This is a genomic window from Devosia elaeis (assembly GCF_001650025.1).
Lineage (GTDB): Bacteria > Pseudomonadota > Alphaproteobacteria > Rhizobiales > Devosiaceae > Devosia > Devosia elaeis.
In genome coordinates this window covers 60,285-83,479 of sequence record NZ_LVVY01000064.1, presented here as the reverse complement: position 1 = coordinate 83,479, position 23,195 = coordinate 60,285, and the positions used below count along the sequence as shown (strand labels likewise).

The 23,195-nt window shown below is 64.1% G+C and carries 24 protein-coding genes; 5 read left to right on the top strand and 19 right to left on the bottom strand.

The window, feature by feature from the left end; translation table 11 throughout:
- Window positions 1–8: 8 nt before the first annotated feature.
- A complete protein-coding gene (gene glgX, locus A3840_RS03975; protein WP_067452199.1) occupies window positions 9–2,024 on the top strand; it encodes a glycogen debranching protein GlgX in 2,016 nt (671 codons plus the stop codon).
- A 200-nt stretch (window positions 2,025–2,224) separates the two neighbouring features.
- On the opposite strand, the gene A3840_RS03970 is transcribed toward glgX, so the two are convergent.
- The 14 genes from A3840_RS03970 to A3840_RS03905 all read right to left on the bottom strand — a co-directional run bounded on the left by A3840_RS03970 (window position 2,225) and on the right by A3840_RS03905 (window position 11,412).
- Complete coding sequence (locus A3840_RS03970) at window positions 2,225–2,686, bottom strand: GNAT family N-acetyltransferase (RefSeq protein ID WP_067452196.1); 462 nt, start codon at window positions 2,684–2,686, stop codon at window positions 2,225–2,227.
- Window positions 2,686–3,318, bottom strand: coding sequence for an urease accessory protein UreG (ureG, locus tag A3840_RS03965; RefSeq protein ID WP_067452193.1), 633 nt, complete (start codon window positions 3,316–3,318; stop codon window positions 2,686–2,688). Before ureG ends, A3840_RS03970 begins: the two co-directional genes overlap by 1 nt.
- Before the next feature lie 17 nt (window positions 3,319–3,335).
- Complete coding sequence (locus tag A3840_RS03960; RefSeq protein ID WP_067452184.1) at window positions 3,336–3,767, bottom strand: DUF3995 domain-containing protein; 432 nt, start codon at window positions 3,765–3,767, stop codon at window positions 3,336–3,338.
- Window positions 3,764–4,420 (bottom strand): urease accessory protein UreF, encoded by a 657-nt coding sequence (locus tag A3840_RS03955; RefSeq protein ID WP_245676543.1) that lies wholly within the window; start codon window positions 4,418–4,420, stop codon window positions 3,764–3,766. Before A3840_RS03955 ends, A3840_RS03960 begins: the two co-directional genes overlap by 4 nt.
- Window positions 4,417–4,890 (bottom strand): urease accessory protein UreE, encoded by a 474-nt coding sequence (locus A3840_RS03950; protein WP_067452180.1) that lies wholly within the window; start codon window positions 4,888–4,890, stop codon window positions 4,417–4,419. The genes A3840_RS03955 and A3840_RS03950 overlap by 4 nt, the downstream gene beginning before the upstream one ends.
- An 8-nt stretch (window positions 4,891–4,898) precedes the next feature.
- Window positions 4,899–5,486: a hypothetical protein gene (locus A3840_RS03945; RefSeq protein ID WP_067452178.1), complete on the bottom strand. Its 588-nt coding sequence runs from the start codon at window positions 5,484–5,486 to the stop codon at window positions 4,899–4,901.
- Window positions 5,487–5,495: 9 nt separating this feature from the next.
- Window positions 5,496–5,885 carry an MliC family protein gene (locus A3840_RS19585; RefSeq protein WP_165603117.1) on the bottom strand — a complete coding sequence of 130 codons (390 nt, stop codon included), beginning with the start codon at window positions 5,883–5,885 and terminating at the stop codon, window positions 5,496–5,498.
- A 64-nt stretch (window positions 5,886–5,949) separates the two neighbouring features.
- Window positions 5,950–7,080 (bottom strand): tetratricopeptide repeat protein, encoded by a 1,131-nt coding sequence (locus A3840_RS03935; RefSeq protein ID WP_067452173.1) that lies wholly within the window; start codon window positions 7,078–7,080, stop codon window positions 5,950–5,952.
- A complete protein-coding gene (gene ureC / locus A3840_RS03930) occupies window positions 7,080–8,789 on the bottom strand; it encodes an urease subunit alpha (protein ID WP_067452170.1) in 1,710 nt (569 codons plus the stop codon). The genes A3840_RS03935 and ureC overlap by 1 nt, the downstream gene beginning before the upstream one ends.
- Before the next feature lie 106 nt (window positions 8,790–8,895).
- Window positions 8,896–9,312: a hypothetical protein gene (locus A3840_RS03925; RefSeq protein WP_067452167.1), complete on the bottom strand. Its 417-nt coding sequence runs from the start codon at window positions 9,310–9,312 to the stop codon at window positions 8,896–8,898.
- A gap of 99 nt (window positions 9,313–9,411) precedes the next feature.
- Window positions 9,412–9,717, bottom strand: a complete 306-nt coding sequence (locus A3840_RS03920) for an urease subunit beta (protein ID WP_067452164.1) — start codon at window positions 9,715–9,717, stop codon at window positions 9,412–9,414.
- A 12-nt stretch (window positions 9,718–9,729) separates the two neighbouring features.
- The gene (locus A3840_RS03915) at window positions 9,730–10,308 is read right to left on the bottom strand and encodes a HupE/UreJ family protein (protein WP_067452161.1); all 579 of its coding nucleotides are present in this window, start codon (window positions 10,306–10,308) and stop codon (window positions 9,730–9,732) included.
- Window positions 10,309–10,319: 11 nt separating this feature from the next.
- Entirely contained in the window at window positions 10,320–10,622 is a 303-nt protein-coding gene (locus tag A3840_RS03910) for an urease subunit gamma (RefSeq protein ID WP_067452158.1), read from the bottom strand.
- A 13-nt stretch (window positions 10,623–10,635) separates the two neighbouring features.
- Window positions 10,636–11,412, bottom strand: a complete 777-nt coding sequence (locus tag A3840_RS03905) for an urease accessory protein UreD (RefSeq protein ID WP_245676542.1) — start codon at window positions 11,410–11,412, stop codon at window positions 10,636–10,638.
- Between the two features lie 137 nt (window positions 11,413–11,549).
- Between A3840_RS03905 and A3840_RS03900 the strand changes: the two genes are divergently transcribed.
- A complete protein-coding gene (locus tag A3840_RS03900; RefSeq protein WP_131798240.1) occupies window positions 11,550–11,906 on the top strand; it encodes a hypothetical protein in 357 nt (118 codons plus the stop codon).
- 48 nt (window positions 11,907–11,954) lie between these two features.
- Here the strand turns inward: A3840_RS03900 and urtE are convergent, their stop codons facing one another.
- The 5 genes from urtE to urtA all read right to left on the bottom strand — a co-directional run bounded on the left by urtE (window position 11,955) and on the right by urtA (window position 17,855).
- Window positions 11,955–12,659, bottom strand: coding sequence for an urea ABC transporter ATP-binding subunit UrtE (gene urtE / locus A3840_RS03895; protein ID WP_067452149.1), 705 nt, complete (start codon window positions 12,657–12,659; stop codon window positions 11,955–11,957).
- Window positions 12,656–13,405 (bottom strand): urea ABC transporter ATP-binding protein UrtD, encoded by a 750-nt coding sequence (gene urtD / locus A3840_RS03890; protein WP_067452146.1) that lies wholly within the window; start codon window positions 13,403–13,405, stop codon window positions 12,656–12,658. The genes urtE and urtD overlap by 4 nt, the downstream gene beginning before the upstream one ends.
- A 4-nt stretch (window positions 13,406–13,409) precedes the next feature.
- A complete protein-coding gene (urtC, locus tag A3840_RS03885) occupies window positions 13,410–14,600 on the bottom strand; it encodes an urea ABC transporter permease subunit UrtC (RefSeq protein WP_067452143.1) in 1,191 nt (396 codons plus the stop codon).
- A 154-nt stretch (window positions 14,601–14,754) separates the two neighbouring features.
- On the bottom strand, window positions 14,755–16,368 hold the full coding sequence (gene urtB, locus A3840_RS03880) for an urea ABC transporter permease subunit UrtB (protein ID WP_067452140.1): 1,614 nt from the start codon (window positions 16,366–16,368) through the stop codon (window positions 14,755–14,757).
- 188 nt (window positions 16,369–16,556) lie between these two features.
- Entirely contained in the window at window positions 16,557–17,855 is a 1,299-nt protein-coding gene (gene urtA / locus A3840_RS03875) for an urea ABC transporter substrate-binding protein (RefSeq protein ID WP_067452138.1), read from the bottom strand.
- A gap of 230 nt (window positions 17,856–18,085) precedes the next feature.
- Here urtA and A3840_RS03870 point away from each other — a divergent pair, with 230 nt between their 5' ends.
- The 3 genes from A3840_RS03870 to A3840_RS03860 all read left to right on the top strand — a co-directional run bounded on the left by A3840_RS03870 (window position 18,086) and on the right by A3840_RS03860 (window position 23,033).
- Complete coding sequence (locus A3840_RS03870; RefSeq protein WP_082903630.1) at window positions 18,086–21,637, top strand: hybrid sensor histidine kinase/response regulator; 3,552 nt, start codon at window positions 18,086–18,088, stop codon at window positions 21,635–21,637.
- The gene (locus A3840_RS03865) at window positions 21,624–22,553 is read left to right on the top strand and encodes a response regulator transcription factor (RefSeq protein WP_067452135.1); all 930 of its coding nucleotides are present in this window, start codon (window positions 21,624–21,626) and stop codon (window positions 22,551–22,553) included. The genes A3840_RS03870 and A3840_RS03865 overlap by 14 nt, the downstream gene beginning before the upstream one ends.
- Window positions 22,554–22,679: 126 nt before the next feature.
- Complete coding sequence (locus A3840_RS03860; protein ID WP_067452134.1) at window positions 22,680–23,033, top strand: hypothetical protein; 354 nt, start codon at window positions 22,680–22,682, stop codon at window positions 23,031–23,033.
- Window positions 23,034–23,195: the final 162 nt, after the last annotated feature.

Here is a 23,195-nt window from a genome sequence, read left to right as displayed (position 1 = left end):
CGCGGCCGATGACACCCGAACTTGTGCCCCAGGGTGGGCGAACCGAGCATCTGGGCGCCACCATCACGCCGGAAGGGGTAAACTTCGCCGTCTATTCGGAAAGCGCCTCTTGCATCTGGGTCTGTCTGTTTGACGAACAGGACCAGGAGATCGAGCGGTTCGAGCTCGACGTGCATGAGGACAATATCCATGCTGGGCTGATTGCCAATATCGGCGCGGGGGCGCGCTACGGACTGCGGGCCGACGGGCCCTACGACCCCGACCAGGGCCTGTTCTTCGATCCGCACAAATTGCTGGTCGATCCCTATGCGCGGCATCTGGACCGGGTTTTCGTGCGCTCGCCGCGCCTGCGGCTGGCCCGCGAGGACGCGGTGGACACTGCCCCGCTCGTGCCCAAGGCCATCGTGCGGGGAATCGCCGAGGAGAAGGCCAAGCCACGGCGCAAGAAGGTGCCGGGCCTGTTCTACGAGCTCAATGTGCGCGGCTTCTCGATGCGCCATCCGGGTGTGCAGGGGCCGCTGCGCGGCACCGTTGCGGGGCTGACCACGCGCCGCGTCATCGAGCATTTCAAGCATCTGGGCGTCGACACCGTGCAATTGATGCCCATTGCGGCGTGGATCGATGAGGGGCATCTGCCGGCCCTGGGGCTCACCAATGCCTGGGGCTACAACCCGGTCACCTATTTCGCGGTGGATCCGCGGCTGGTGCCGCGCGGCCCGCAGGAATTGCGGGTGATGACCCATGCCTATCGCAAGGCGGGGATCAACGTCATCCTCGACGTGGTCTACAACCACACCGGGGAAGGCGACCAGCAGGGACCGATCCTTTCGATGATGGGGCTCGATCCGCAGACCTATTATCGCTGGGTGGAGGTGAATGGCAAAAAGCACCTGGTCAACGATACCGGCACCGGCAATACGCTGCGCTGCGACCATCCGGCGGTGCAGCGGCTGGTGATCGAGAGCCTACGCTATTATGTCGAGGAACTGGGCGTTGCCGGCTTCCGCTTCGACCTGGCGACAATTCTCGGGCGCGATCCGGGCTTCAACCCGGAAGCGGAAATGCTCGAAAAGATCAAGGCCGACCCTGTGCTGAGCCAGGTGATCCTGGTGGCGGAGCCCTGGGATCCGGGCCCGGGCGGCTATGCCCTGGGCAAATTCGGGCAGGAATTCCAGGAGCACAACGACACGTTTCGCGATGAAATCCGTGCCTTTTGGAAAGGCGAGGGCGGCAAGATCGGGGCGCTGGCGGGCAAGGTTTCCGGCTCGGCCGAAATCTTCGACGTGGCGGGGCGCAAGCCGCATCACGGCGTCAATATGCTGGCCGTGCATGACGGGTTCACCCTGCGCGACCTCGTCAGCTATCACGACAAGCACAACGAGGCGAACGGCGAGGACAACAAGGACGGGCACAACAACAACCAGTCCTGGAATTGCGGCGCGGAGGGGGAAACCGACGGTCCGGGGATCAATGCAGCCCGCAAGCGCGATGTCCGCGCCCTGCTGGCCACGCTGTTCCTGTCGCGCGGCACCCCGCTGATCCAGCAGGGCGACGAGATGTACCGGACCCAGCAGGGCAATAACAATGCCTATGCCCAGGACAATGAAATCACCTGGATAGACTGGGAAAGCGCCGATGGGGCGCTGGTGGATTTCGTTGCCGCCATCAATGCCTTCCGCAAGGCGCATCCGGCGATCAGCCACGATCATTGGCTGACGGGGCAGGAGCGCAACGGCGTACGCGACGTGGTGTGGCTGCATCCCGACGGGCGCGAAATGAACGAGGGCGACTGGAACGATGCCGGCGCCTCGGTGCTGGGCATGCATGTCCGTTACAAGGACGACGAGGTGCTGGTCTGGTTCAATCGCCGGGTCGAGCCGGTCGTGGCCCGCCTACCGGAGGGCGACTGGGCGGTGGGCATTCAATCGGACGATGCCAGTGAAGTGCCGTTTACCGAGGGCACGGCTACCCTGCCGCCGCGTTCGGTGGTGGCGCTGGTGCGTCCTGCGCCGCAAGACCAATAGACCTCATCCTGAGCCTGTTGAAGGGTGATGAGCTGCCTATGCAAAGGTCCAGTGGACCTTTGCCGGCGAAGAACGCCCGTAGCGCTATGCGCGAAGGGCTATGGTAGTGGCGCTCAGCTTACAGCGTTCCCAACCTCGTGGTTCGACAGGCTCACCATGCGGTCTTCGGGAGAGCGCATCTCAACTCTAGATGGAACGCCCTATTCCATCACCTCGACCATGCCCAGGCGCGCATAGAGCCGGCGCGCGGTCGTTTCTTCCGTCACCACTTTGAGGTCCACATGCGTGGAGCCGCGCGCCGCGAAGCGCGTGAACACCTCGCCCATCAAAGCCTCCCCGATGCCCTGGCCGCGATGGGCCGGCGCCACGGCAAGGTCCTTGACGAAGTTGCTGGTCCAGCACTGGACGAATCCAACCACCATGCCGTCGGCCGAAATTGCGGCGATGCAGAGCGATGGATCGTACTCGGAATCCTGGATGAGGTTCGCGTGCCAATCCGTTAAGGGAGCGACGAGGCCTGGAAAGGCCAGGTCCAGCACCGCATGGGCCTGGCGTGGGTCGATAGTGCCGAGTTCGGCCGGCCGGAAGCCGCCTGGCCAGACCGCGTGTTCGGGCCTGTCGAGATATTTGCGAAGCCGCAGATGGGCTTGCTGTTCGCTCATCACTCCGCCGCCTGCGCCGTGAAGCCGCCATGCTTTTCTATGAAGGCCACGATCCGGTCCAGGCTTTCGCGGCGCAGCAGGTCGGTGAAGACATAGGGCCGGCCCTCGCGCACCTTTTGGGTATCGCTTTCCATGATCTCGAGGCTGGCGCCGACATATTGGGCGAGGTCGGTATGGGTGATGACCAGCAGATCGGAGCGGGAGATGGCGGGGCCGCCCTTGCGGGGAATTTTTTCGCCCTGGGCGACGGAGATCACGTAGATGGTGAGGTCGGCCAGGTCGGGCGAGAAAGTGGCGGCCAGGTTGTCGCCGCCGCTTTCGATCAGCACGATGTCGAGATCGGGGAATTTGCGGGTCAGCTCGTCGATGGCGGCGAGGTTGAGCGAGGCATCCTCGCGGATGGCGGTATGGGGGCAACCGCCGGTCTCGACGCCGACAATGCGGTCCTCCGAAATCGCCTGGGCGCGGGCCAGGATCAGGGCGTCTTCCCGGGTATAGATGTCATTGGTGACCACGGCCATGGAATAGCGGTCGCGCATGGCCTTGAGCAGCATTTCGCACAGGGTCGTCTTGCCCGAGCCCACCGGGCCGCCAATGCCGATGCGCAGGGGACCATTGAGGCTCTTGGACATGATCGAACTCCCAAAATTCAGGTGAGGCGGAAATAGACGAGGACGATGAATCCCAGGCCCAGGAACAGGCACAGGGGCGAATAGACCCGGCGGTCATTGAGCCGGAAATTGGGCTCGGGCGTCACGCCGGCCCACCATGCGGTGTAGCCGACGATGCCGCGCGCCAGGAATATCGCGGCCAGGGCCAGCCCGGCGGCGCTGAGCCAGAAGCCGCCGCTGTCATGATCGGCGAGCGCCAGCGCGAAAATGCCGGCCGCGAAGGTGGCGATGGCGACGGCCAGCGAGGCCAGCCGGGGCGGCATGCGCTCGATATCCTTGAAGCCTACCACCGTCTGGGCCAGCAGCTTCTCGTTGCGGATCGGCCAGGTGCGGCCGAAGGCCCAGAGGAAATGGGCCATGGAAATGGCGAAGAGGGCAATGAACATGAAGGAGGCGATGAACATGTTCATGAGCGGAATATCCTTGTCGGCAGCGTTTCGTGCTTCATTTGCGCAATATCGGCGCCATAGGCTACCGCGCCGATATCGTCCAGTGTGGCATGCTGGCACAGTTCGGCCTGTTCGGCGACAGGAGCTTCCAGGCTTGCCATGATGGCGAGCCCGTCATTCTGGCCGATGGGCACCAGGCGCACCGCGACGGAGACCTGGCCATGCACGATGGCGGTCAGGAAGGCGATCAGCGCATCGCGCCCATCCATGCCATGCGCGCCGGCCAGTGCGCCGACGGCGATGGGATAGGGGCAGGGCCTGGGCAGGGGGACCGGCATGTCATTCGGCCAGGCGGCGCTGGCCAGCACGAAGGCATTGCCGGTCTGCACCGTCTCGGCATGGCGCTCGCGGGCCGGCGTCAGGGCCAGGCAGAGATCGGCCAGTTCGGCCAGCCTGGCGGCGTCCCGGCAGGCAGCGTGGGCCTGGGCCAGGAGGATCGCGTCGGTCCTGATGCCGCCATGGCGCAGGGCGCCCTCGATCCAGTCCTGCGCCGTGATCCGGTCTTTGACCCGGCGCTCGACGATGGCCGTTTCCAGCCCCGCCGACCAGGCGAAGACGCCCACCGGAAAAGCCGGGGAGAGCCAGGTCAGCAGCTTTTGCAGCTCAGCGCTCAATTCCGGTTCAGCAATGCATGGCCGCCATCGCCGTGGCTATGGGCATGATAGGCGCCATGCTCGGCGAAGAAGGGTTCCGATACATTGGCTACCGTCGCTCCCAGTCCTTCCAGCATAGTCTTGAGCACATGGTCGCGGCGGATGAGGATGCGGTCAGGCTCCAATTGAGCCGGCGTATGGCGATTGCCGATATGCCAGGCCAGGCGCAGGAGATGCCCGCCGTCTTGGGCGCGGATCTCGTAAAGCAGTTCGGACGCTGCGGCGATTTCCACCGCGCCGCCGCCCTCCAGCAGCAGGGCGTCGCCATGGTCCAGCGTCGTCGTGGTGGGAAAGTCCACCATGATCTCGGTGCCCTTGGCCCCGGTCAGCAATTTGCGGCGCAGCCGGCGCTCGTCATGGGCCAGGGTGATGGTATCGACGACGGGGACCTGGCCGTGCGGGGCGGGGAGATGCGAAAGGGCGCGGCGCATGAGGTTTTCTAACTGACGATGTTGAAGAAGCGGACGATGAGGAAGAGCTGGTAGGTGATGTGCAGCCCGACAATGCCGAGATGGACCCGGCGGTCTTCGCTGCGCCAGGCCAGGACGCACAGGACGAGCCCGACAGGCACCTGGATGAAATAGCTCCAGTCGAAGCGGGTCCAGTGGGCCTGCCCCTTGATCAGCGTGTCGATGGTGTCGAGTGCGAAGGTGGCGGCCAGGAGGCCGAAAAACCAGTTGCGGCGCTTGAGGAAGAAATCCTCGTAGCCCTTGTATTCGGAAACGCTGTCCGGCGAGAGCAGGGCCGCCATCAGGAACAGGGTGATGGCATAGCTCAGCACGAAGAGGACGATGCCGAAGCTCCACACCTGGATGGAGTGCAGCGCGAATTCCCACCACCAGAACAGCACCAGCTCCAGCAGCAGCGAGGCGACCCAGAGGATATGCAGGGTCGAAATCTTGCCGCGGTGCGGATGCTGGATGATGCCGGCAACCGTCATCAGCAGCCGGGTGATGCCCAGCCCGATGACGGTGCCCATGACGATGCGGACATGCGGAAAAAGTTCGGTGGCGGGCGCGGCATCCATCTTTGCGGATCAGGGCGTGTTGCTGACTTCGTTGCACGTGGCCAGCGGCTCGGCATCTTCGTCCTGCATGAGATCGCGCAAGGTGGCCTCGCCCTGGTGGCTCCACCATTCATAGGGCCCCGAAATATAGCGGGCGCCCGAGGCGGCCACGGTAGTGGCGAAGACGTGATTCACGCCCTCGATGGGCACGATGGCCAGGAAATTGGGCGCGGCATTGATATATTGCACCGCCAGCGTCTGCTCGTCGTCGCATTGATAGGCGACCACATTGCGCTCGATATCCCCGGCGCTTTCCAGGGTGAGCGTCAGGCTGGCGCTGGTCGTAGCCTGGCCCAGGGCGAGCGAGGCCGATGTGCAGAGGACGACAGCGGCGAGGGGCAGGGCGAGAATTCGGCTCATAAGGCACTCCTGTGTCGGTCGTTCGGCACTATTGTATAATGCGGCGGCAGAAGTGAGACAGTCATTACTTGCGCTCCAATACATAAAGCGCGCCGGCAATGGGCTGGTTGTTTTCCAGCCGGATATCGTGGTCCGCGCGCGCCGCGAGGGCCAGGCCATGGGCCTGGGCGAGCCCCTCGACATAGGCGGGGGAATGGGCAAACCGGCCGCTGGCGCGGATTTCGATGTCGTCGCCGACGCTGGTTTCGATGGAGAAGGCGAACAATCCGCCCGCGGCCAGCTTGTCCAGAATCGCGCCGAACAGGTCTTCGATGGCGCCGACATAGATGAAGACGTCCGCAGCGATGGCGAGGGCATATGGCCCGGCGAAATCGGCATCTGTCCGCAGCACCCGGGCGGCATCGCCGGTGGCGAGGTGGCGATAGAGGCCGCGCTGGCGCGCCTTCTCGACCATGCGCGGCGCGATGTCGATGCCGTCGATGGGCCGGGCGGCTTCGGCCAGGGCGGCCCCGGCCAGCCCGGTGCCGCAGCCGATATCGATGGCTGGGCCCAGCGCCTTGCCGCTCCGCTTCAGCATATCGGCCAGGGCTTGGGGCACGCGATAATGCAGCTTGCCGGTCAGGTGCTCGTCGAAATGGCCGGCATAGGTGTCGAAGAGATGGGCCACGTAATCGCTATTGGCCAGGCCGGGATCGGCCAGGGCGCCGGCCATATGGGCCACGTAGCGATCGTCCGGCAGGAGCTTCAGGGCGCGCCGGAACGATTTGAGCGCGGCCTGCCGCTCGCCGAGCAGCAATTGCGCCTGGCCCAGTTCTCGCAGCAGGTCGCCATTCCTGGCGTTGAGGACCAGCCCCTTGCGAAGGATGGCGGCGGCATCTTCCGCCCGTCCGGCGACCAGCAGGGCAGCGCCGAGATCGAGATGGAGGCTGTCCGAGGCCGGTTTCAGCGCCAGGGCGCGCTCGAAACTGCCGATGGCGATGTCGGCGGCGCCGGTGCGCAGGGCCAGCGACCCCATCAGGCGATGGCCATTGGGCAGGTCGGGAGCGATGCGCACCAGCTCGACGGCCAGCGGCACGGCTTCCGCCACCTTGTCCTGCTGCAACAGGTCGGCGCTGGCCTGCAGGATTTCACCGGCGCGGCGCGCCAGGGCGGGATTGCCGGGCATGCCCGAAGCGATCTTGGTCGATGCCTTCATCAGAACAGGAAATAGCGCTGCGCCATGGGCAGGATCGTGGCCGGTTCGCAGGTCAGCAATTCGCCATCGGCGCGCACTTCATAGGTCTCCGGATGCACCTCGACATGGGGCGTCGCGTGGTTGAGCATCATCGCCGCCTTGCCGATCCCCCCGCGCGTATTGGACACGGGCAGAAGCTGCTTGTCGACCCCCAGTCGCGCCCGCAGGCCCGCATCATGCGCGGCCTGGGAAATGAAGACCACGGACGAGCGGCTGACCAGCTTGCCATAGGCGCCGAACATGGGCCGGTAATGCATGGGCTGCGGCGTGGGGATCGAGGCATTGGGATCGCCCATGGGCGCGGCGGCGATGGAGCCGCCCAGCAGCACCATTTCCGGCTTCACGCCGAAAAAGGCTGGGTTCCAGAGCACGAGATCGGCGCGCTTGCCCACTTCCACCGAGCCGATATGCCGGCTCATGCCATGGGCGATGGCGGGGTTGATGGTGTATTTGGCGATGTAGCGGCGGACGCGGAAATTGTCATTGTCGCCACTTTCCTCGGGCAGGCGGCCGCGCTGGCGCTTCATCTTGTCGGCCGTCTGCCAGGTGCGGATCAGCACCTCGCCGACGCGGCCCATGGCCTGGCTGTCGGATGAGATGATCGAGAGCGCCCCCATGTCGTGCAGGATATCCTCGGCAGCAATGGTCTCCTTGCGGATGCGGCTTTCGGCGAAGGCCACGTCCTCGGGGATCGACTGGTCGAGGTGATGGCAGACCATGAGCATGTCGAGATGCTCGGCAATGGTATTGATCGTGTAGGGCCGGGTGGGATTGGTCGAGGACGGGATGACATTGGGCAGGCCCGCGACCTTGAGAATGTCGGGCGCGTGGCCGCCGCCGGCGCCTTCGGTGTGGAAGGCATGGATGGTGCGGCCCTTGAAGGCGCCGATCGTGTCCTCGACGAAACCGCTTTCGTTGAGCGTGTCGGTATGGATCATCACCTGCACGTCGTAATCGTCGGCGACGGAGAGGCAATTGTCGATTGCCGCGGGCGTGGTGCCCCAGTCCTCGTGCAGCTTGAGGCAGGAGGCGCCGGCGAGGATCATTTCCTCCAGCGGGGCAGGCAGGGCGGCATTGCCCTTGCCAGCCAGCGCCAGGTTCATCGGGAAGGCGTCGAAGCTTTCGATCATGCGCTCGATATGCCAGGCACCGGTACAAGTGGTGGCCAGCGTGCCATGGGCGGGGCCGGAGCCGCCGCCGAGCATGGTGGTCATGCCGCTCATCAGCGCTTCCTCGATCTGTTGGGGGCAGATGAAGTGAATATGCGCATCCATGCCGCCGGCCGTCAGGATCCGGCCTTCGCCGGCAATGGCCTCGGTGGAGGGGCCGATGATGATGTCGATGCCCGGCTGCGTATCGGGATTACCGGCCTTGCCGATAGCGGCGATCAACCCGTTCCTCAGGCCGATATCGGCCTTGTAGATGCCGGTATGGTCGACGATCAGCGCGTTGGTGATGACGGTATCCACCGCACCTTCGGAGCGGGTGCGCTGCGACTGGCCCATGCCGTCGCGGATGACCTTGCCGCCGCCGAATTTGACCTCCTCGCCATAGGTGGTGAAGTCATTCTCCACCTCGATGAAAAGCTCTGTATCGGCCAGCCGCACCTTGTCGCCGATGGTGGGGCCGTACATGTCGGCATAGCTGGCGCGGGAAATGCGGGCGGGCATGGTCAGGCTCCGATGCTTGGGGATTGTCCGGGATGGCGTCCGGCCATGGCAAAGCGGCCGGCGCCCTTGGGGTGCCAGCCGATAGTGCCCGAGGAGGGGATGCGGTCTAGTGGCGCTTGGCCATTTCGCGACGGTGAACGGCGATCGTGTGGTCGATCAGCGCGTCGAGCAATTTCTCGCCCTCGGCGATGGCCTGGTCCTGCCGGCGCGAGCGGGCAACCAGCGAGGCCGCCAGCGCCTGGACGGCATAAGCCTGCTTGGTGCTGCCCGCCTGATGGTAGGCATTGCCCTTCTCGTCGAAGACCTGCAGCATTTCGGCGTAATTGGCGGCGGACATGACCTGCTTGGCCTCGCTCCAGCTCTGCTGCCCGAGCTTGTCGGCAAGCTGCAGCGCCAAGATGCCGATCATTGCCATGGCCTCGCCGTCCTCCTGCGCCGTCACCTGCAGATCCTGCAGCACAGCGGAGAATTTCTGCCGGAACTGCTCGTCCGGATTGGGCGTCGGGGTCTTGTCGGTCGTCATCGCTGCCTGGCCAATTCCAATATTGCGGCGTTCTTAAAGCAGCTTTCGCCCCGGCGCGCCATGGCGCGGCCGCGTTTTTGCCCATGGGGTGCGCCGGGCTCACAGCGGGCCCATGACCATCTGGCGGAAGCCGAAAACCTTGCGGTCGCCGCCAATCGGCACCAGCCGCACTTCCCGGGTCTGGCCCGGTTCGAAGCGGATGGCGGTTCCCGCGGCGATGTCGAGACGCATGCCGCGCGCCTTGTCGCGGTCGAAAAGCAGGCCGGCATTGGTCTCGTGGAAATGATAGTGCGAGCCGACCTGGATCGGGCGGTCGCCTCTATTGGCGACCTCGATCACGATCTGGGCGGCACCGGCATTGAGCTCGATATCGCCAGGGGCGGTGATGATTTCTCCGGGGATCATTCCAGCCTCCGTTCAGGCGCCGAAGGCCAGCCACAGGCCGCCAAGGGCGGTGATGGCTCCGGCGATGCGGGTCAGCACCTTGCCGCTGATGCGGCCAAGCAGCAGGCCCGCCACGATGCCGGCGGCATGGAGGGCCGCGGTGGCGAGGATGAAGCCGATGGCGAATTGCCAGGCGCCGGCCTCGCCGAGCTCACCGCCATGGGCATGGCCGTGGAAAAGGGCGAAAAAGCCCACCATGGCGGCCACGGCCGGGGCCGGGATGGGCAGGGCCAGCGCGATGGCCACGCCAATGAAGACCACCGAAGCCAGGATGACCGGCTCGACGAAGGGCAGGGGCACGCCGCTAATGGCGGCCGCGAAGCCGATGGCCATGGCGCCGACAAAGGCGCCAGGCACCAGCCAGATGCTTCGCCCGCCCTGCTGGGCAGCCCATAACCCAACCGCGACCATGACAAGGATATGATCCACGCCGAACAGGGGATGGCTGAAGCCGGCGGCAAAGGAGCCGTGGGTCCCCGGATCGAGATGGGCAAAGGCCGGCAAGGTGGCGGCGATGGACAGGGCGAGGACCAGGAGGCTGCGCTTGAGCATGAAATTCCCTCTTATCGAATGGGCTGGTGAACGGTGACGAGCTTGGTGCCGTCGGGAAAAGTGGCTTCGACCTGGACGTCGTGGATCATCTCGGCGATGCCTTCCATGACCTGGCTGCGATCGATGACATGGGCGCCCGCTTCCATCAGTTCGGCTACGGGGCGGCCATCGCGCGCGCCTTCCACGACGAAATCGCTGATGATCGCCAGCGCTTCTGGGTGATTGAGCTTCACCCCGCGCGCCAGCCGGTTGCGGGCGACGATGGCGGCCATGGCGATGAGCAGCTTGTCTTTTTCGCGCGGCGTCAGGTTCATCTTTTCGTTTATCCTAGAGATGCCAGAGGCGCGGCAGGCTGCCGGCGCCGGTGAGTTCGATCAGGGCGGGAACGATCATGCGGCGCAGGGCGAGCCCGCTTTCCGCCATGGCGCGAATGACGAGGCGTTCGCCATTGGCGCTGGCGCCGATCGCCCGGTCAGCAGCAAAAGACCCTCGCAGGCGCTCGGCCAGCGCCGCGGCCCGGTCGGCATTAGCGGCGATGTGCAGCAGGGTGGCGAAGGCCCGATTGCCTGCAAGCAGGGAGAGGCCGTCGCGCTCGGCATCCTGGCCCGAAAGCGCAGTGGCCTCGGCGTGGAGCAGCCTGCCATTGCGCCTGATGCGCCAGCTATCGCGCAGCATGGCGTCGCGGGCCTCCTCGCCCATGGCGTCCCGGCCCAGCAGCACCGCTTCGATGGCGGTCAAGGTGGCGTTCTCCGCCAGGTCGATCTCCAGCTGCCGGTCCAGCTTGCTGCCGGCAAAGAGAATGGTTTCCTGCGGCAGCCAATCAAGATGCGCGCCGGCACCGACCGTAAGGTGGGTCCGCACCCGGCCGAAATCTCCGGTCGAACGATAGGAGCGCTCGCAGGCCTGGGTGGTGACCACGAGATGCCCACCCTCGGCGACCTCGGCGCCCCATTGCAGATGGTCGCCGCCGGTGATGCCGCCAGCCGTATTGATGAAGACCGCCTCAAGGGATTCCGAATGCGTATTGGGCAGCCTGATCTTGCCGCAGCCTTCCTGGAAAAGCGTGTCCAGCCGGGTGCGGCCATCGGCTTGTTTGGTGCGCAACGCACCGCTCCCGCGCGCCCGTTGCAGGGCGGCCGGCAGGGTTTGGTCAAGAGAAATATCGGCAACCAATCGCATGGCTCGACGTTCTTTTCCCGAGCAATCGCTCTTCACAGAGATAATCAACGAGGCGAATAGAAATGCTTGTCAAATCTGTAGTTTCCGCTCTTGCCCTGACGTCGGCCATGCTTGTGGCTCCGGTTATTGCTCAGGACGCCGCTGCGTCTTTGACCATCGCTGGCAATCCCGTTGCTGAAGAAGATCAGGCCGCCGTGCAGGCACGCTGCGACGAGCTTCTGGCGTTGGAAGGTTCAACCAGTTCCAGTGTCACCACGGACACCGAAACCGGTGCCGATGACGAAGATGGCCCTGCTTCGCAGACCAGCAGCAATGAAAGCCCCCCGGCTGAAGGCACTGCCAACGCTGCCACCACTATCGACCTGTCCACCATCACTCTCGATGACTGCGTTACGGGCGGTTGGGTTACTCAGCCGTAATCCGGTCGATCCGTCGTCAAAAGCGCCCGGCTTTCGAGCCGGGCATTTTTATATCATGAGATGCCTCCTGACTTCCGGACGATCCAGGTCCGCTGCGGGCCCCGAATGCACGATCTCGCCGCGGTCCATGACGTAGATGTCGTCGGCGATCTCGCGGCAGAAATCGAGGAATTGCTCGACCAGGAGGATGGTCATGCCCCTCTCGTCGCGCAGAAATTGCAGGGCGCGGCCGATATCCTTGATGATCGAGGGCTGGATGCCCTCGGTGGGCTCGTCCAGCACCAGCACTTTGGGCCGCGTCACCAGGGCGCGGGCAATGGCCAATTGCTGCTGCTGGCCGCCGGACAGATCGCCGCCCCGCCGCCCCAGCATGGATTTGAGCACCGGGAACAGCTCGAAGATATAGTCGGGAATATTGCGCTCGCTGCGGGGCAGGCCGGCATAGCCGGTTTCGAGATTTTCCCGGACTGTAAGGAGCGGAAAGATTTCGCGGCCCTGCGGCACATAACCTAGCCCCAGCCGCGCGCGTTTATAGGGTGCCGCTTTTTTGAGCACCGCGCTGCCGAAAACGATGTCACCGGACGATACATGATTGATGCCGGCAATGGCGCGCAGGGTGGAGGATTTACCCACGCCATTGCGGCCCAGCACCGCGGTGATGCGGCCCGGCCGGCAGGTGATGGAAATGCCTTTCAGCGCCTGCGCGGCGCCGTAATGGAGGTCGATCGCGTTGATGGCGAGTGCGGCGCTCATCGGCCCAGATACCTTTCGATGACCAGGGGATTGGCGCTGACCTGGTCGAGCGAGCCTTCGGCCAGCACCGCCCCTTCGGCCAGGCAGACGACGCGCGAGCCCAGTTCCCGCACGAAGCTCATATCGTGCTCGACCACCACGACCGAGCGTGTTCCGGCAATGTCACGCAACAATTTGGCGGTCTCCTCGGTCTCGCTGTCGGTCATGCCGGCCACCGGCTCATCGACCAGCAACAGCTTGGGATCCTGTGCAAGCAGCATGCCAATCTCCAGCCATTGCTTCTGCCCATGGCTGAGATTGGCGGCCAGCTCGTGCCGGCGATGGGAAAGGCGCACCTGGTCGAGGATTGCGGCGATGCGGGCCGTATCGGGGGCGTCAGCGGCATAGAACAGGGTTGGGAAGATGCCGCGCGGCTTTTTCAGCGCCAGTTCGAGATTGTCCCAGACGGTGTGGCTTTCGAAGACGGTCGGCTTCTGGAATTTCCGGCCGATGCCCAGATTGGCGATGGCGGCCTCGTCCAGCCGGGTGAGATCGGTGCGCCCGTCGAACAGCACATCGCCCGCATCGGGCCTTGTCTTGCCGGTGATGATATCCATCATCGTCGTCTTGCCCGCCCCATTGGGGCCGATAATGGCCAGCATTTCGGCCGGGCCGACGATGATGGACAGATTGTTGATGGCCTTGAACCCGTCGAAGGCGACCGAGACGCCGTTGAGATAGAGCATCGTATCCTGTGCCTTGCTCATGGTCTCACTCCGCCGGCTTGGGTTGGGGATTGCCACTCAAACTGGCGGCGTCCTCGCCCTTCTCTATGTCGGAGGATTGCGTCGGCGCCGCTCCAATCGGCTTTTGGCGCCGGCCGAACACCTGGTGCCAGAGGCCGACAATGCCCTTGGGCAGGAACAGGGTCGAACAGACGAAGAGCGCGCCCAGGGCAAAGAGCCAGAGCTCGGGCAGGGTGGTGGTGAACCAGGATTTGCCCAGATTGACTACGATGGCGCCGATGATCGGCCCGACCAGCGTGCCGCGTCCGCCCAAGGCCGTCCAGATGACAATCTCGATGGAATTGGCCGGATCGAATTCGCCCGGATTGATGATGCCGACCTGGGGCACATAGAGCGCGCCGGCGATGCCCGCCATGATGGCGGAGACGGTGAAGGCGAAGAGTTTCACATATTCGACGCGATAGCCGAGAAAGCGCGTGCGGCTTTCGGCGTCGCGCACCGCGATCATGACCTTGCCCAGCTTGGAATTGACAATGCCCGAACAGACCAGAACCGAAAGGGCCAAGGCGATGGCGGTGGCGGCGAAGAGGGCCGCCCGGGTCGTCTGCGCCTGGATAGGCCCGCCCAGGATATCCTTGAAGTCGGTGAGCCCGTTATTGCCGCCAAAGCCCATATCGTTGCGGAAGAAGGCCAGCAGCAGCGCGAAGGTCATGGCCTGGGTCATGATGGAGAGATAGACGCCGGTGACGCGGCTGCGGAAGGCGAAGAAGCCGAAAAGGAAGGCCAGCAGCCCGGGGACGAACAGAACCATGGCCATGGCGAACCAGAAATTGTCGAAGCCCAGCCAATACCAGGGCAGGTCGCGCCAGTTGAGGAACACCATGAAATCGGGCAGGACCGGATTGCCATAGACGCCGCGCGACCCGATCTGGCGCATGAGATACATGCCCATGGCATAGCCGCCGAGCGCGAAGAACGCGCCGTGGCCGAGCGAGAGAATACCGCAATAGCCCCAGACCAGATCGAGCGCGAGCGCCAGGATGGCGTAGCTCAGATATTTGCCCAGCAGCGAGACGAGATAGGTCGGCACGTGCCCGAACTGCCCCGGCGGGATCAGCAGATTGGCCATGGGCACGAGAATGGCGACGGCGAGAAAGATGCCGATCAGCCAGATCGCCTTTCGGTCGAGCGCGCGGAACAGGGCTTGGGTCAGCATGCTTTTGTACCTTTCAGGAAGGCCCCCTCACCCGGCGCTGCGCGCCGACCTCTCCCCCAAAGGGAGAGGTGAAGGATGCCAAAGTCGCGGAGCGACACCTCTCCCTTGGGGGAGAGGTCGACGGCGAAGCCGGCGGGTGAGGGGGCCTTAAAACTCACTGCTCCACCGCCCGTCCTTTCAGCGCGAACAGCCCTCTCGGCCGTCGCTGGATGAAGAGGATGATCAGTACCAGGATCAGGATCTTGCCCAGAACGGCGCCGGCATAGGGTTCGAGGAACTTGTTGGCGACGCCCAGGGTCAGCGCGCCGACCAGGGTGCCCCAGAGATTGCCGACGCCGCCGAAGACCACGACCATGAAAGAGTCGATGATGTAGTTCTGGCCCAGGTTCGGCGAGATATTGTCGATCTGGGTCAGCGCCACGCCGGCGAGGCCGGCAATGCCCGAGCCGAGGCCGAAGGTCATGGCATCGACGAAGGGGGTGCGGATGCCCATGGAGGAGGCCATGCGACGGTTCTGTGTCACGGCGCGCATTTGCAGGCCCAGCGCGGTTCGGTTCAGCACCAGCAAGAGCAGGGCGAAGACGATGGCGGCGAAGATGACGATCCAGAAACGGCCGTAAGTGATAGACAGGCCATAGAATTCGAAGGAGCCGCTCATCCAGGTCGGGGCGATCACCATCTGGTTGGTCGGGCCGAAGATCGAGCGCACCGATTGCTGCAGGATCAGCGAAATGCCCCAGGTGGCGAGCAGGGTTTCGAGCGGGCGGCCGTAGAGCCAGCGGATGACGCCGCGCTCGATGCCCACGCCGATGGCGCCGGTGAGGAAAAACGCCGCAGGCAGGGCGATCAGCAGCGAATAATCCAGAAGGAAGGGGAAATTCTGGCGGATGATCAATTGAACGATGAAGGTCGTATAGGCGCCCAGCATGACCATTTCGCCATGGGCCATGTTGATGACGCCCATGACCCCGAAGGTGATGGCCAGGCCAATGGCCGCGAGCAGCAGCACCGAACCCAGCGAGATGCCGAACCAGACATTCTGCAAGGCGCCCCAGACGGCACGTTCTTGTTCGAGACCGGCCAGCGCGGACTGGATTGCGGGCTTGAGGTCGTCGGGCGCGGTGCTGAGGGCGCCGGTCAGAATGGTGATCGCGGAACGCCCGGCATTTGAAGCGATGACCGGTATCGCCGCCTGCCGGTCGGCCAGGTCGAATTCATCGTCGCCGAGAATAGTGACGGCGCGCGCGGCCTGCATGAGCCGCAGCACATTGGCATTGGTTTCCGCGGCAATGGCCTCGTCGAGCAGCGGGATATTGGCCGGATCGGGCCGCGCCATGAAGCCATTGGCTGCGGCGAGGCGCGTGGCGGGATTGTCGCTCATCAGCGTCATGCCGGCGAGGGCGGTGGCGATATCGCGGCGCAGACTGTTGTTGACGCGGATGCGGGAGAGATCGGCATCGGCGCCGAGCGCGACGGCATCGCCGGAAACCGGATCGGACAAAGCGGACCCGCGCTGGATGACGACGGCGCTGGACGCTTCATCGAGGTAGAGATTGCCGTCGGCGAGGGCCTGGAGGGCAGGGACGACGGCGGGGTCGCCGGTGGAGGCGAGGTCGCTCACGATCTGGCCGAGCTCGCGCAAACTGGCTTCGCCCATGGACTGGACGAGGGCGGGAATGTCGGTCTCCTGGGCGCGGGCCGCGTCGATGGAGGTCAGCAGGAACGGCAGGGCCAGAAGCACCAGGCGGATCGCACGGAGAGTCAGCATCGCGGAGCAAGTCCTTGTCGTTCTTGGGAAAGTTCCCCTCCCCCTTGAGGGGAGGGGTTAGGGGTGGGGGTTCTGCTTGTCCCGCACATTCTGCTTCGTGCGATGGGCTTGAACCCCCACCCCAGCCCTCCCCTCAAGGGGGAGGGGGCGCATCGAGCGTGGGGCAGGGTTGGCTGCCCCATTGGCGCCTACTGCGCCGCGGCGCCGCAGGTCTGGGTTTGCGTGTTGTAGTTCCCGCAATTGATCGGGGCGGTCCAATCGGCTTCCAGCATGGCGCTTTCGGGCAGGAAATCGGACCAGGCATCGCCGGGGACGAGGTCTTCGGTTTCCCAGACCACGAAGAACTGGCCGTCATCCTGGATTTCACCGATCAGCACCGGCTTGGTGATGTGGTGGTTGGGAAGCATGGTGGCGGTGCCGCCGGTCAGGTTGGGGGTTTCGAGGCCCACAATGGCGTCGATGACAGCGTCGGCATCGGTGGTGCCGGCGGCTTCCACGGCCTTCACCCAGAGGTTGAAGCCGATGTAATGGGCTTCCATGGGGTCGTTGGTGACGCGATCCGTGGAGCCGATATAGGCCTGCCAATCGGCGATGAAGGCTTCGTTTTCAGGCGTATCGACGCTCATGAAATAGTTCCAGGCGGCCAGGTGCCCCACCAGCGGCGTGGTGTCGAAGCCGGACAATTCTTCCTCGCCCACCGAGAAGGCGACGACCGGAATGTCCTCGGCCTTGATGCCCTGGTTGCCCAGTTCGCGGTAGAACGGCACGTTGGCGTCGCCATTGATGGTGGAGACCACGGCGGTCTTCTTGCCGGCCGAGCCGAAGGCCTTGATGTCGGAAACGATGGTCTGCCAGTCGGAATGGCCGAAGGGCGTGTAATTGATCATGATGTCTTCCGGCGCCACGCCGGCATCGAGCAGATATTGCTCGAGGATTTTGTTGGTGGTCTGGGGATAGACATAATCGGTGCCGGCCAGCACCCAGCGCTCCACGCCCTCTTCCTCCATCAGGTAGTCGACGGCGGGAATGGCCTGCTGGTTGGGCGAAGCGCCGGTATAGAACACGTTGCGCTGGCTTTCCTCGCCCTCGTACTGGACGGGGTAGAACAGCAGCGAATTGAGTTCCTCGAACACCGGCAGCACCGACTTGCGGCATACCGAGGTCCAGCAGCCGAACACGGCATCGACATTGTCGACTTCGACCAATTGACGGGCGAGTTCGGCGGCAAGCGGCCAGTCGGAAGCGATGTCGACCACGACGGGTTCGATCTGTTTGCCGAGCACGCCGCCGGCCGCATTCTGCTTCTCGATCAGAAACAGCATCGTGTCCTTGAGCGTGGTTTCGGAAATGGCCATCGTGCCGGACAGCGAATGCAGGATGCCCACCTTGATGGTGTCGTCCTGCGCCAGAACCGGCGTCATGGGCAGGAAGGCGCTGCCGGCGAAGGCCGCAGCGAGCAGGGCGCTTTTGGCGCTGAAACGGATCATGTGAAGTCCCTCTGAAGATTGTTCCCCGAAGACACCCAGGGAGGCGTCGAGGGGGACCTTGGGACAGCTTTCCATGCGAGCCCAATACGTCGATTGACGTAATGGCTGGCGCGAAGATTCCGCCTAAGCGCGGAAGGTGCTGAAAAACCGCGTGATTTCGCGGCAAAAACTGCTATGCAGGGATTGGTGAATTTTTGAGCATTGCTCGATCTTGTCTAAGAACTGGGCGAATGGCGCGGCAGCGGATCATCCCGATCAGGCGTGAATATAACCGCTGGGTGGCCAACCAGACGCTGGAGGACTATGCCCTGCGCTTCACCGCCAAGTCGGCGCGGCGCTTCTCCAATGACCGCATTTCACAGACCGCCATCGGCGCGATTTCCTTCCTGGCGCTGGAGGCGATCGGCGGCGCCATCACGCTTAGCTACGGCACCACCAATGCGCTGATCGCCATCCTCATCGCTTCCATCGCCATCCTGCTGGTCGGCGTGCCGATCGCGCGCTACGCCACCCGCCACGGCGTCGATGTGGACCTGCTGACGCGCGGAGCGAGTTTCGGCTATATCGGCTCCACCATTACCTCGCTGGTCTATGCCAGCTTCACCTTCATCCTCTTCGCCATCGAAGCCTCGATCATGGCCAGCGCGCTGCAATTGGCGTTCGGGCTGCCGCTCTGGATCGGCTATATCATCTCCGCCGTGGCGGTCATTCCGCTGGTGACGCATGGCATTCGCATGATCAGCCGGTTTCAACTGCTGACGCAGCCGGTCTGGATCGTCCTCAATATCCTGCCCTTCATCTTCATCGCCTTCATGGATTGGGAAAAGTTCGAGCTGTGGCGGGCCTTCAACGGGCTGGGCGAGCTCGAAGGCGCGGCGGGCAGTATCGCCGCTTTCGACATTGCCAAGTTCGGCGCCGCTTCGGCGGTGATCCTGGCGCTGATGACGCAGATCGGCGAGCAGGTGGACTTTCTGCGCTTCCTGCCGGCGGAAGGGGTGCCGAAATGGCGGCACCGCGTCGGCATCTTCCTGGCCGGGGCCGGCTGGGTCGTGGTCGGCGCGCCCAAGCTGATCGCCGGTTCCTTCCTTGCTTTCCTCGCGCTCTCGGCGGGCGTCTCGCCCGAACATGCGTCCGAGCCCGGCCATATGTTCGCGGTGGCCTTCGGCTACATGATCCCCAATGAGTTCCTGGCGCTGATGCTGATGGCGGTCTTCGTGGTCATCAGCCAGCTCAAGATCAATGTGATGAATGCCTATGCCGGGTCGCTGGCCTGGTCGAACTTCTTCTCGCGTCTCACCCACAGCCATCCTGGGCGCGTCGTCTGGCTCCTGTTCAACGTCGCCATCGCGCTGTTGCTGATGGAATTGGGCATCTACCGGCTGCTTGAGGAAACTTTGGGCATTTTCTCGATCATCGCCATGGCCTGGCTCTGCTCGATTTCGGCCGACCTTTTCGTCAACAAGCCGCTGGGCCTCGCCCCGCCCGGCATCGAGTTCAAGCGGGCGCATCTCTACGACATCAATCCGGTGGGCGTCGGCTCCATGCTGCTTTCGGCGGGCGTTGCGCTGGCGGCCCATTTCGGGGCGTTCGGGGACATGGCTTCGGCTCTGGCGCCCTATATCGCGCTCGTCGTCTGCTTCATCGCTTCGCCCGCCATCGCCTGGGCGACCGGGGGCAAATATTATCTCGCTCGCAAGCCGCGCAAGGCCTGGGCGTCCAAGCCCTCGCTCACCTGCTCGATCTGCGAACATCCGTTCGAGCCCGAGGACATGGCCTGGTGTCCGGCCTATGCGGCGCCGATCTGTTCGCTCTGCTGTTCGCTGGATGCCCGCTGCCACGACATGTGCAAGCCGCATGCGCATTTCCGGGCGCAGACCCATGCGGTGGCGGCCAGCGTGCTGCCGCAATGGGCAATCGATAAATTGCAGACCCGGCTGGGCCGCTACGGCATGTCCATGGCCATCGCCAGTGCCATTCTCGGCGGCATTCTGGGGCTCATCTATTACTTCGCAATCGGCTCGGCGCCGCATACGGCCGATGTGGTGGGCGGCACGCTGCTGGTCGTGTTCTTCGTCTTCGCCGTCGCCGCCGGGGTGATGACCTGGTTCCTGGTATTGGCCCATGACAGCCGGCTCGTGGCCGAAGAGGAGAGCACGCGGCAGAACACGCTGCTGCTCAAGGAAATCGAGGCGCATAGGAAGACCGACGCCGCCTTGCAGCGCGCCAAGGAAAAGGCGGAGGCCGCCAACCACGCCAAGTCGCGTTACGTGGTGGGGCTCAGCCATGAATTGCGCACGCCGCTCAACGCGGTGATGGGCTATGCGCAAATCCTCGAACGCGACGCTGCCCTGCCGGAAAACCGCAAGGGCTCGGTGCAGGTCATCCGGCGCAGTGCCGAGCACCTTTCCGGGCTCATCGATGGCCTGCTCGACATTTCCAAGATCGAGGCGGGGCGCCTGCAGGTCTATTCCGGCGAGGTCAATATCCAGGACTTCCTCGACCAGATCGTCGACATGTTCCGCCTGCAGGCGGCGGCCAAGGGGCTGGAATTCCGCCACGTGCGGGCGGCGGCGCTGCCGGCCTATGTGCGCACCGATGAAAAGCGGCTGCGCCAGATCCTGGTCAATCTGCTCTCCAATGCCATCAAGTTCACCCCCTCCGGCCATGTCAGCTTCGAGGTCGGCTACCGCATGCAGGTGGCGACCTTCATCGTTTCCGACAGTGGCAGCGGCATCGGCGCGGAGGACTTGCCGCATATCTTCGAGCCCTTCGTGCGCGGGGAGGCGGAGAGGAACCGGTTTACGCCCGGGCTTGGGTTGGGCCTCACCATCACCAAGCTGCTGACCGAAACCCTGGGCGGAGAAATCACCGTGTCCAGCACACCGGGCGAGGGCACACGCTTTCAGGCGCGGCTGATGCTGGCCAAGGTGGAGCGACCAACGCGGCGTTCGTCTGTGGCAAGGTCGGTCACCAGCTATATGGGGCCGCGGCTGTCCATCATGGTGGTCGATGACAATGAGGATCACCGCAGGATGATGCGGGAGATGCTGGAGCCGCTGGGATTTGAGGTGGTGACGGCGGAGAGCGGGATGGGGTGTCTTGCGGCATTGGGTTTCCCGGATAGCGAAATCTCGCCGGGTGGCCTTCCCCCCTTGAGGGAGAAGGCGCCCGAAGGGCGGATGCGGGGTTCGGGCGTTTCCGCGAACGTTGAATACGAGGCGACGCCGGAACCTCTCACCCGTCTCGGCCTCCGGCCGATTCACCCTCTCCCTCAAGGGGAGATGGAAAGAACGTCACACTCAGCAGCCGACCTCTACTTCATCGATATCCGCATGCCCGGCATGAGCGGCTGGGAACTGGTTCGGTCGCTTCGCGAGCGCGGGATCGGCGCGCCCATCATCATGCTGTCCGCCAATATAGGCGACGGCGCCAATCCCACCAGTGCGGATGCCGGCCATTCGGACACGCTGGCCAAGCCGTTCGACATCAACCAGCTCCTTGACAAGCTGAGTACGCATCTGGGGCTCGAATGGACTTATGACGATGCACCGCCGGCTGAGACTGCTCCGGGTGCGCTGAAGTCTCCGGGTGCCGAAGCCTTGCGCGATCTCGCCAATCTGGGCCAGATCGGCCATGTCCGGGGCATAGAGGCCCGGCTTGCCGAGCTGGCCGCCGAGCCCGACAATATGCCGCTGGTCGCGCTCTTGCGCCGGCACATGGAGAATTTCGATTTCGAGGCCTATGCCGAAACGCTGGAACGGATGAGCCATGAGCCGGATTGAGAAGGAACAGGACATCGTGCTCCTGGTCGACGATTCCCCGGAATCGCTGGGCTTCCTCACCACGGCGCTGGAAGATGCCGGGGTCACCCTGCTGGTGGCGCGCTCGGGCGAGGCGGCGCTCAATATCGTGCAGCGCGTCACGCCCGATGTGGTGCTGATGGATGCAATCATGCCCGGGCTCGACGGCTTCGAAACGAGCCGCCGCATGAAGGCCATGGCTCCGCTTGCCCATGTGCCGATCATCTTCATGACCGGGCTGACCGAGACCGAGCATATCGTGCATGCGCTGGAAAGCGGTGGGGTGGATTATCTCTCCAAGCCGATCCATGTCGATGAATTGCGCGCCCGTATCCGGGTGCATCTGGCCAATGCCCGCCGCGCGCAGAGCGCCCGCATCGCGCTCGATGCGGCTGGTCGTCATCTGCTGGCCTTAGCGGCCGATGGCGCCTTGCTGTGGTCGACGCCGCAGGCCAATCGCCTCCTGGCGCGCTGGGGGCTCGATGCCGAGCGCCAGGATCAACTCGCCGATGGCTTTGCCGCCTGGCGCCTGGCTGCGGGCGAACGGGCCCAGCCCGGCGCCGGGTTCGACCTGGCGGCCGGCAATGGCCAGGCCCTGCAATTTGCCTATCTCGGCATGGTGGGCGGCGATGAATATCTCTTCCGCCTCGGCCCCGCCCAGGGCGAGGGGCAGGAGGAGATGTTGCGCCAGGCCTTCGGCCTCACCCAGCGCGAGAGCGAGGTGCTGCTCTGGATCGCCCATGGCAAGTCCAATCGCGATATCGGCGACATCCTCGGCCTCAGCCCCCGCACGGTGAACAAGCATCTCGAACAGGTCTATACCAAGCTGGGCGTGGAAAACCGCGCCTCGGCCGCCATCAAGGCGATCCAGTCGTTCCAGGCTCCGTTCGAGCTCTGAACTTTCCCGTATTTTCGCGCATCTTGCGCATGGAACGCATAAAATCGGGGCGCGAAATTGCCTTGCGGCGCGTCAGGCGCTCCCTTGCCCCGTGTCCTTCACGGATCAGTAAAGGGAGTACCTGAGATGAAAACCATTATCGCGCTTTCCGTCGTCGCCACCCTGGCCATGGCCCCCGCGGCCCATGCCGGCTTCTTCAACAAGTCCAATGGCGGCCTGCTCGGCAATATCACGGCGGCCCTGGGCCTCAAGGACATCAATGTCCTCAACGGCACCACCGTCGCGGTGGGCAATAACAGCTCGATCCTGTCCAATATCCTCAGCGGCAACGGCATTCTGGGCCTGGGCGGGCAGAACACCAGCTATTCCAATTCCGGCAACACGACGAATGTGAATTCGGGAAATACCACGAACAACAACGTCAATTCCGGCAATAGCTGGAACAGCTTCAACAAGCGTCACGGCGGCAAGCGCTGGTAAAGGCGCTTTTCCCTCCCCGTGGGGGAAATCACCTCCTTCCCTCACGAGACCCGCGCCGCGCCCCCGGCGCGGGTCGCCATGTGTTTGGGGTGAGCGCGACTTGCGCTGCCAAACCGGAGCTTCGGCTCTTTTTCTCCCTCCCCACAAAGGGGAGGGAGGCGG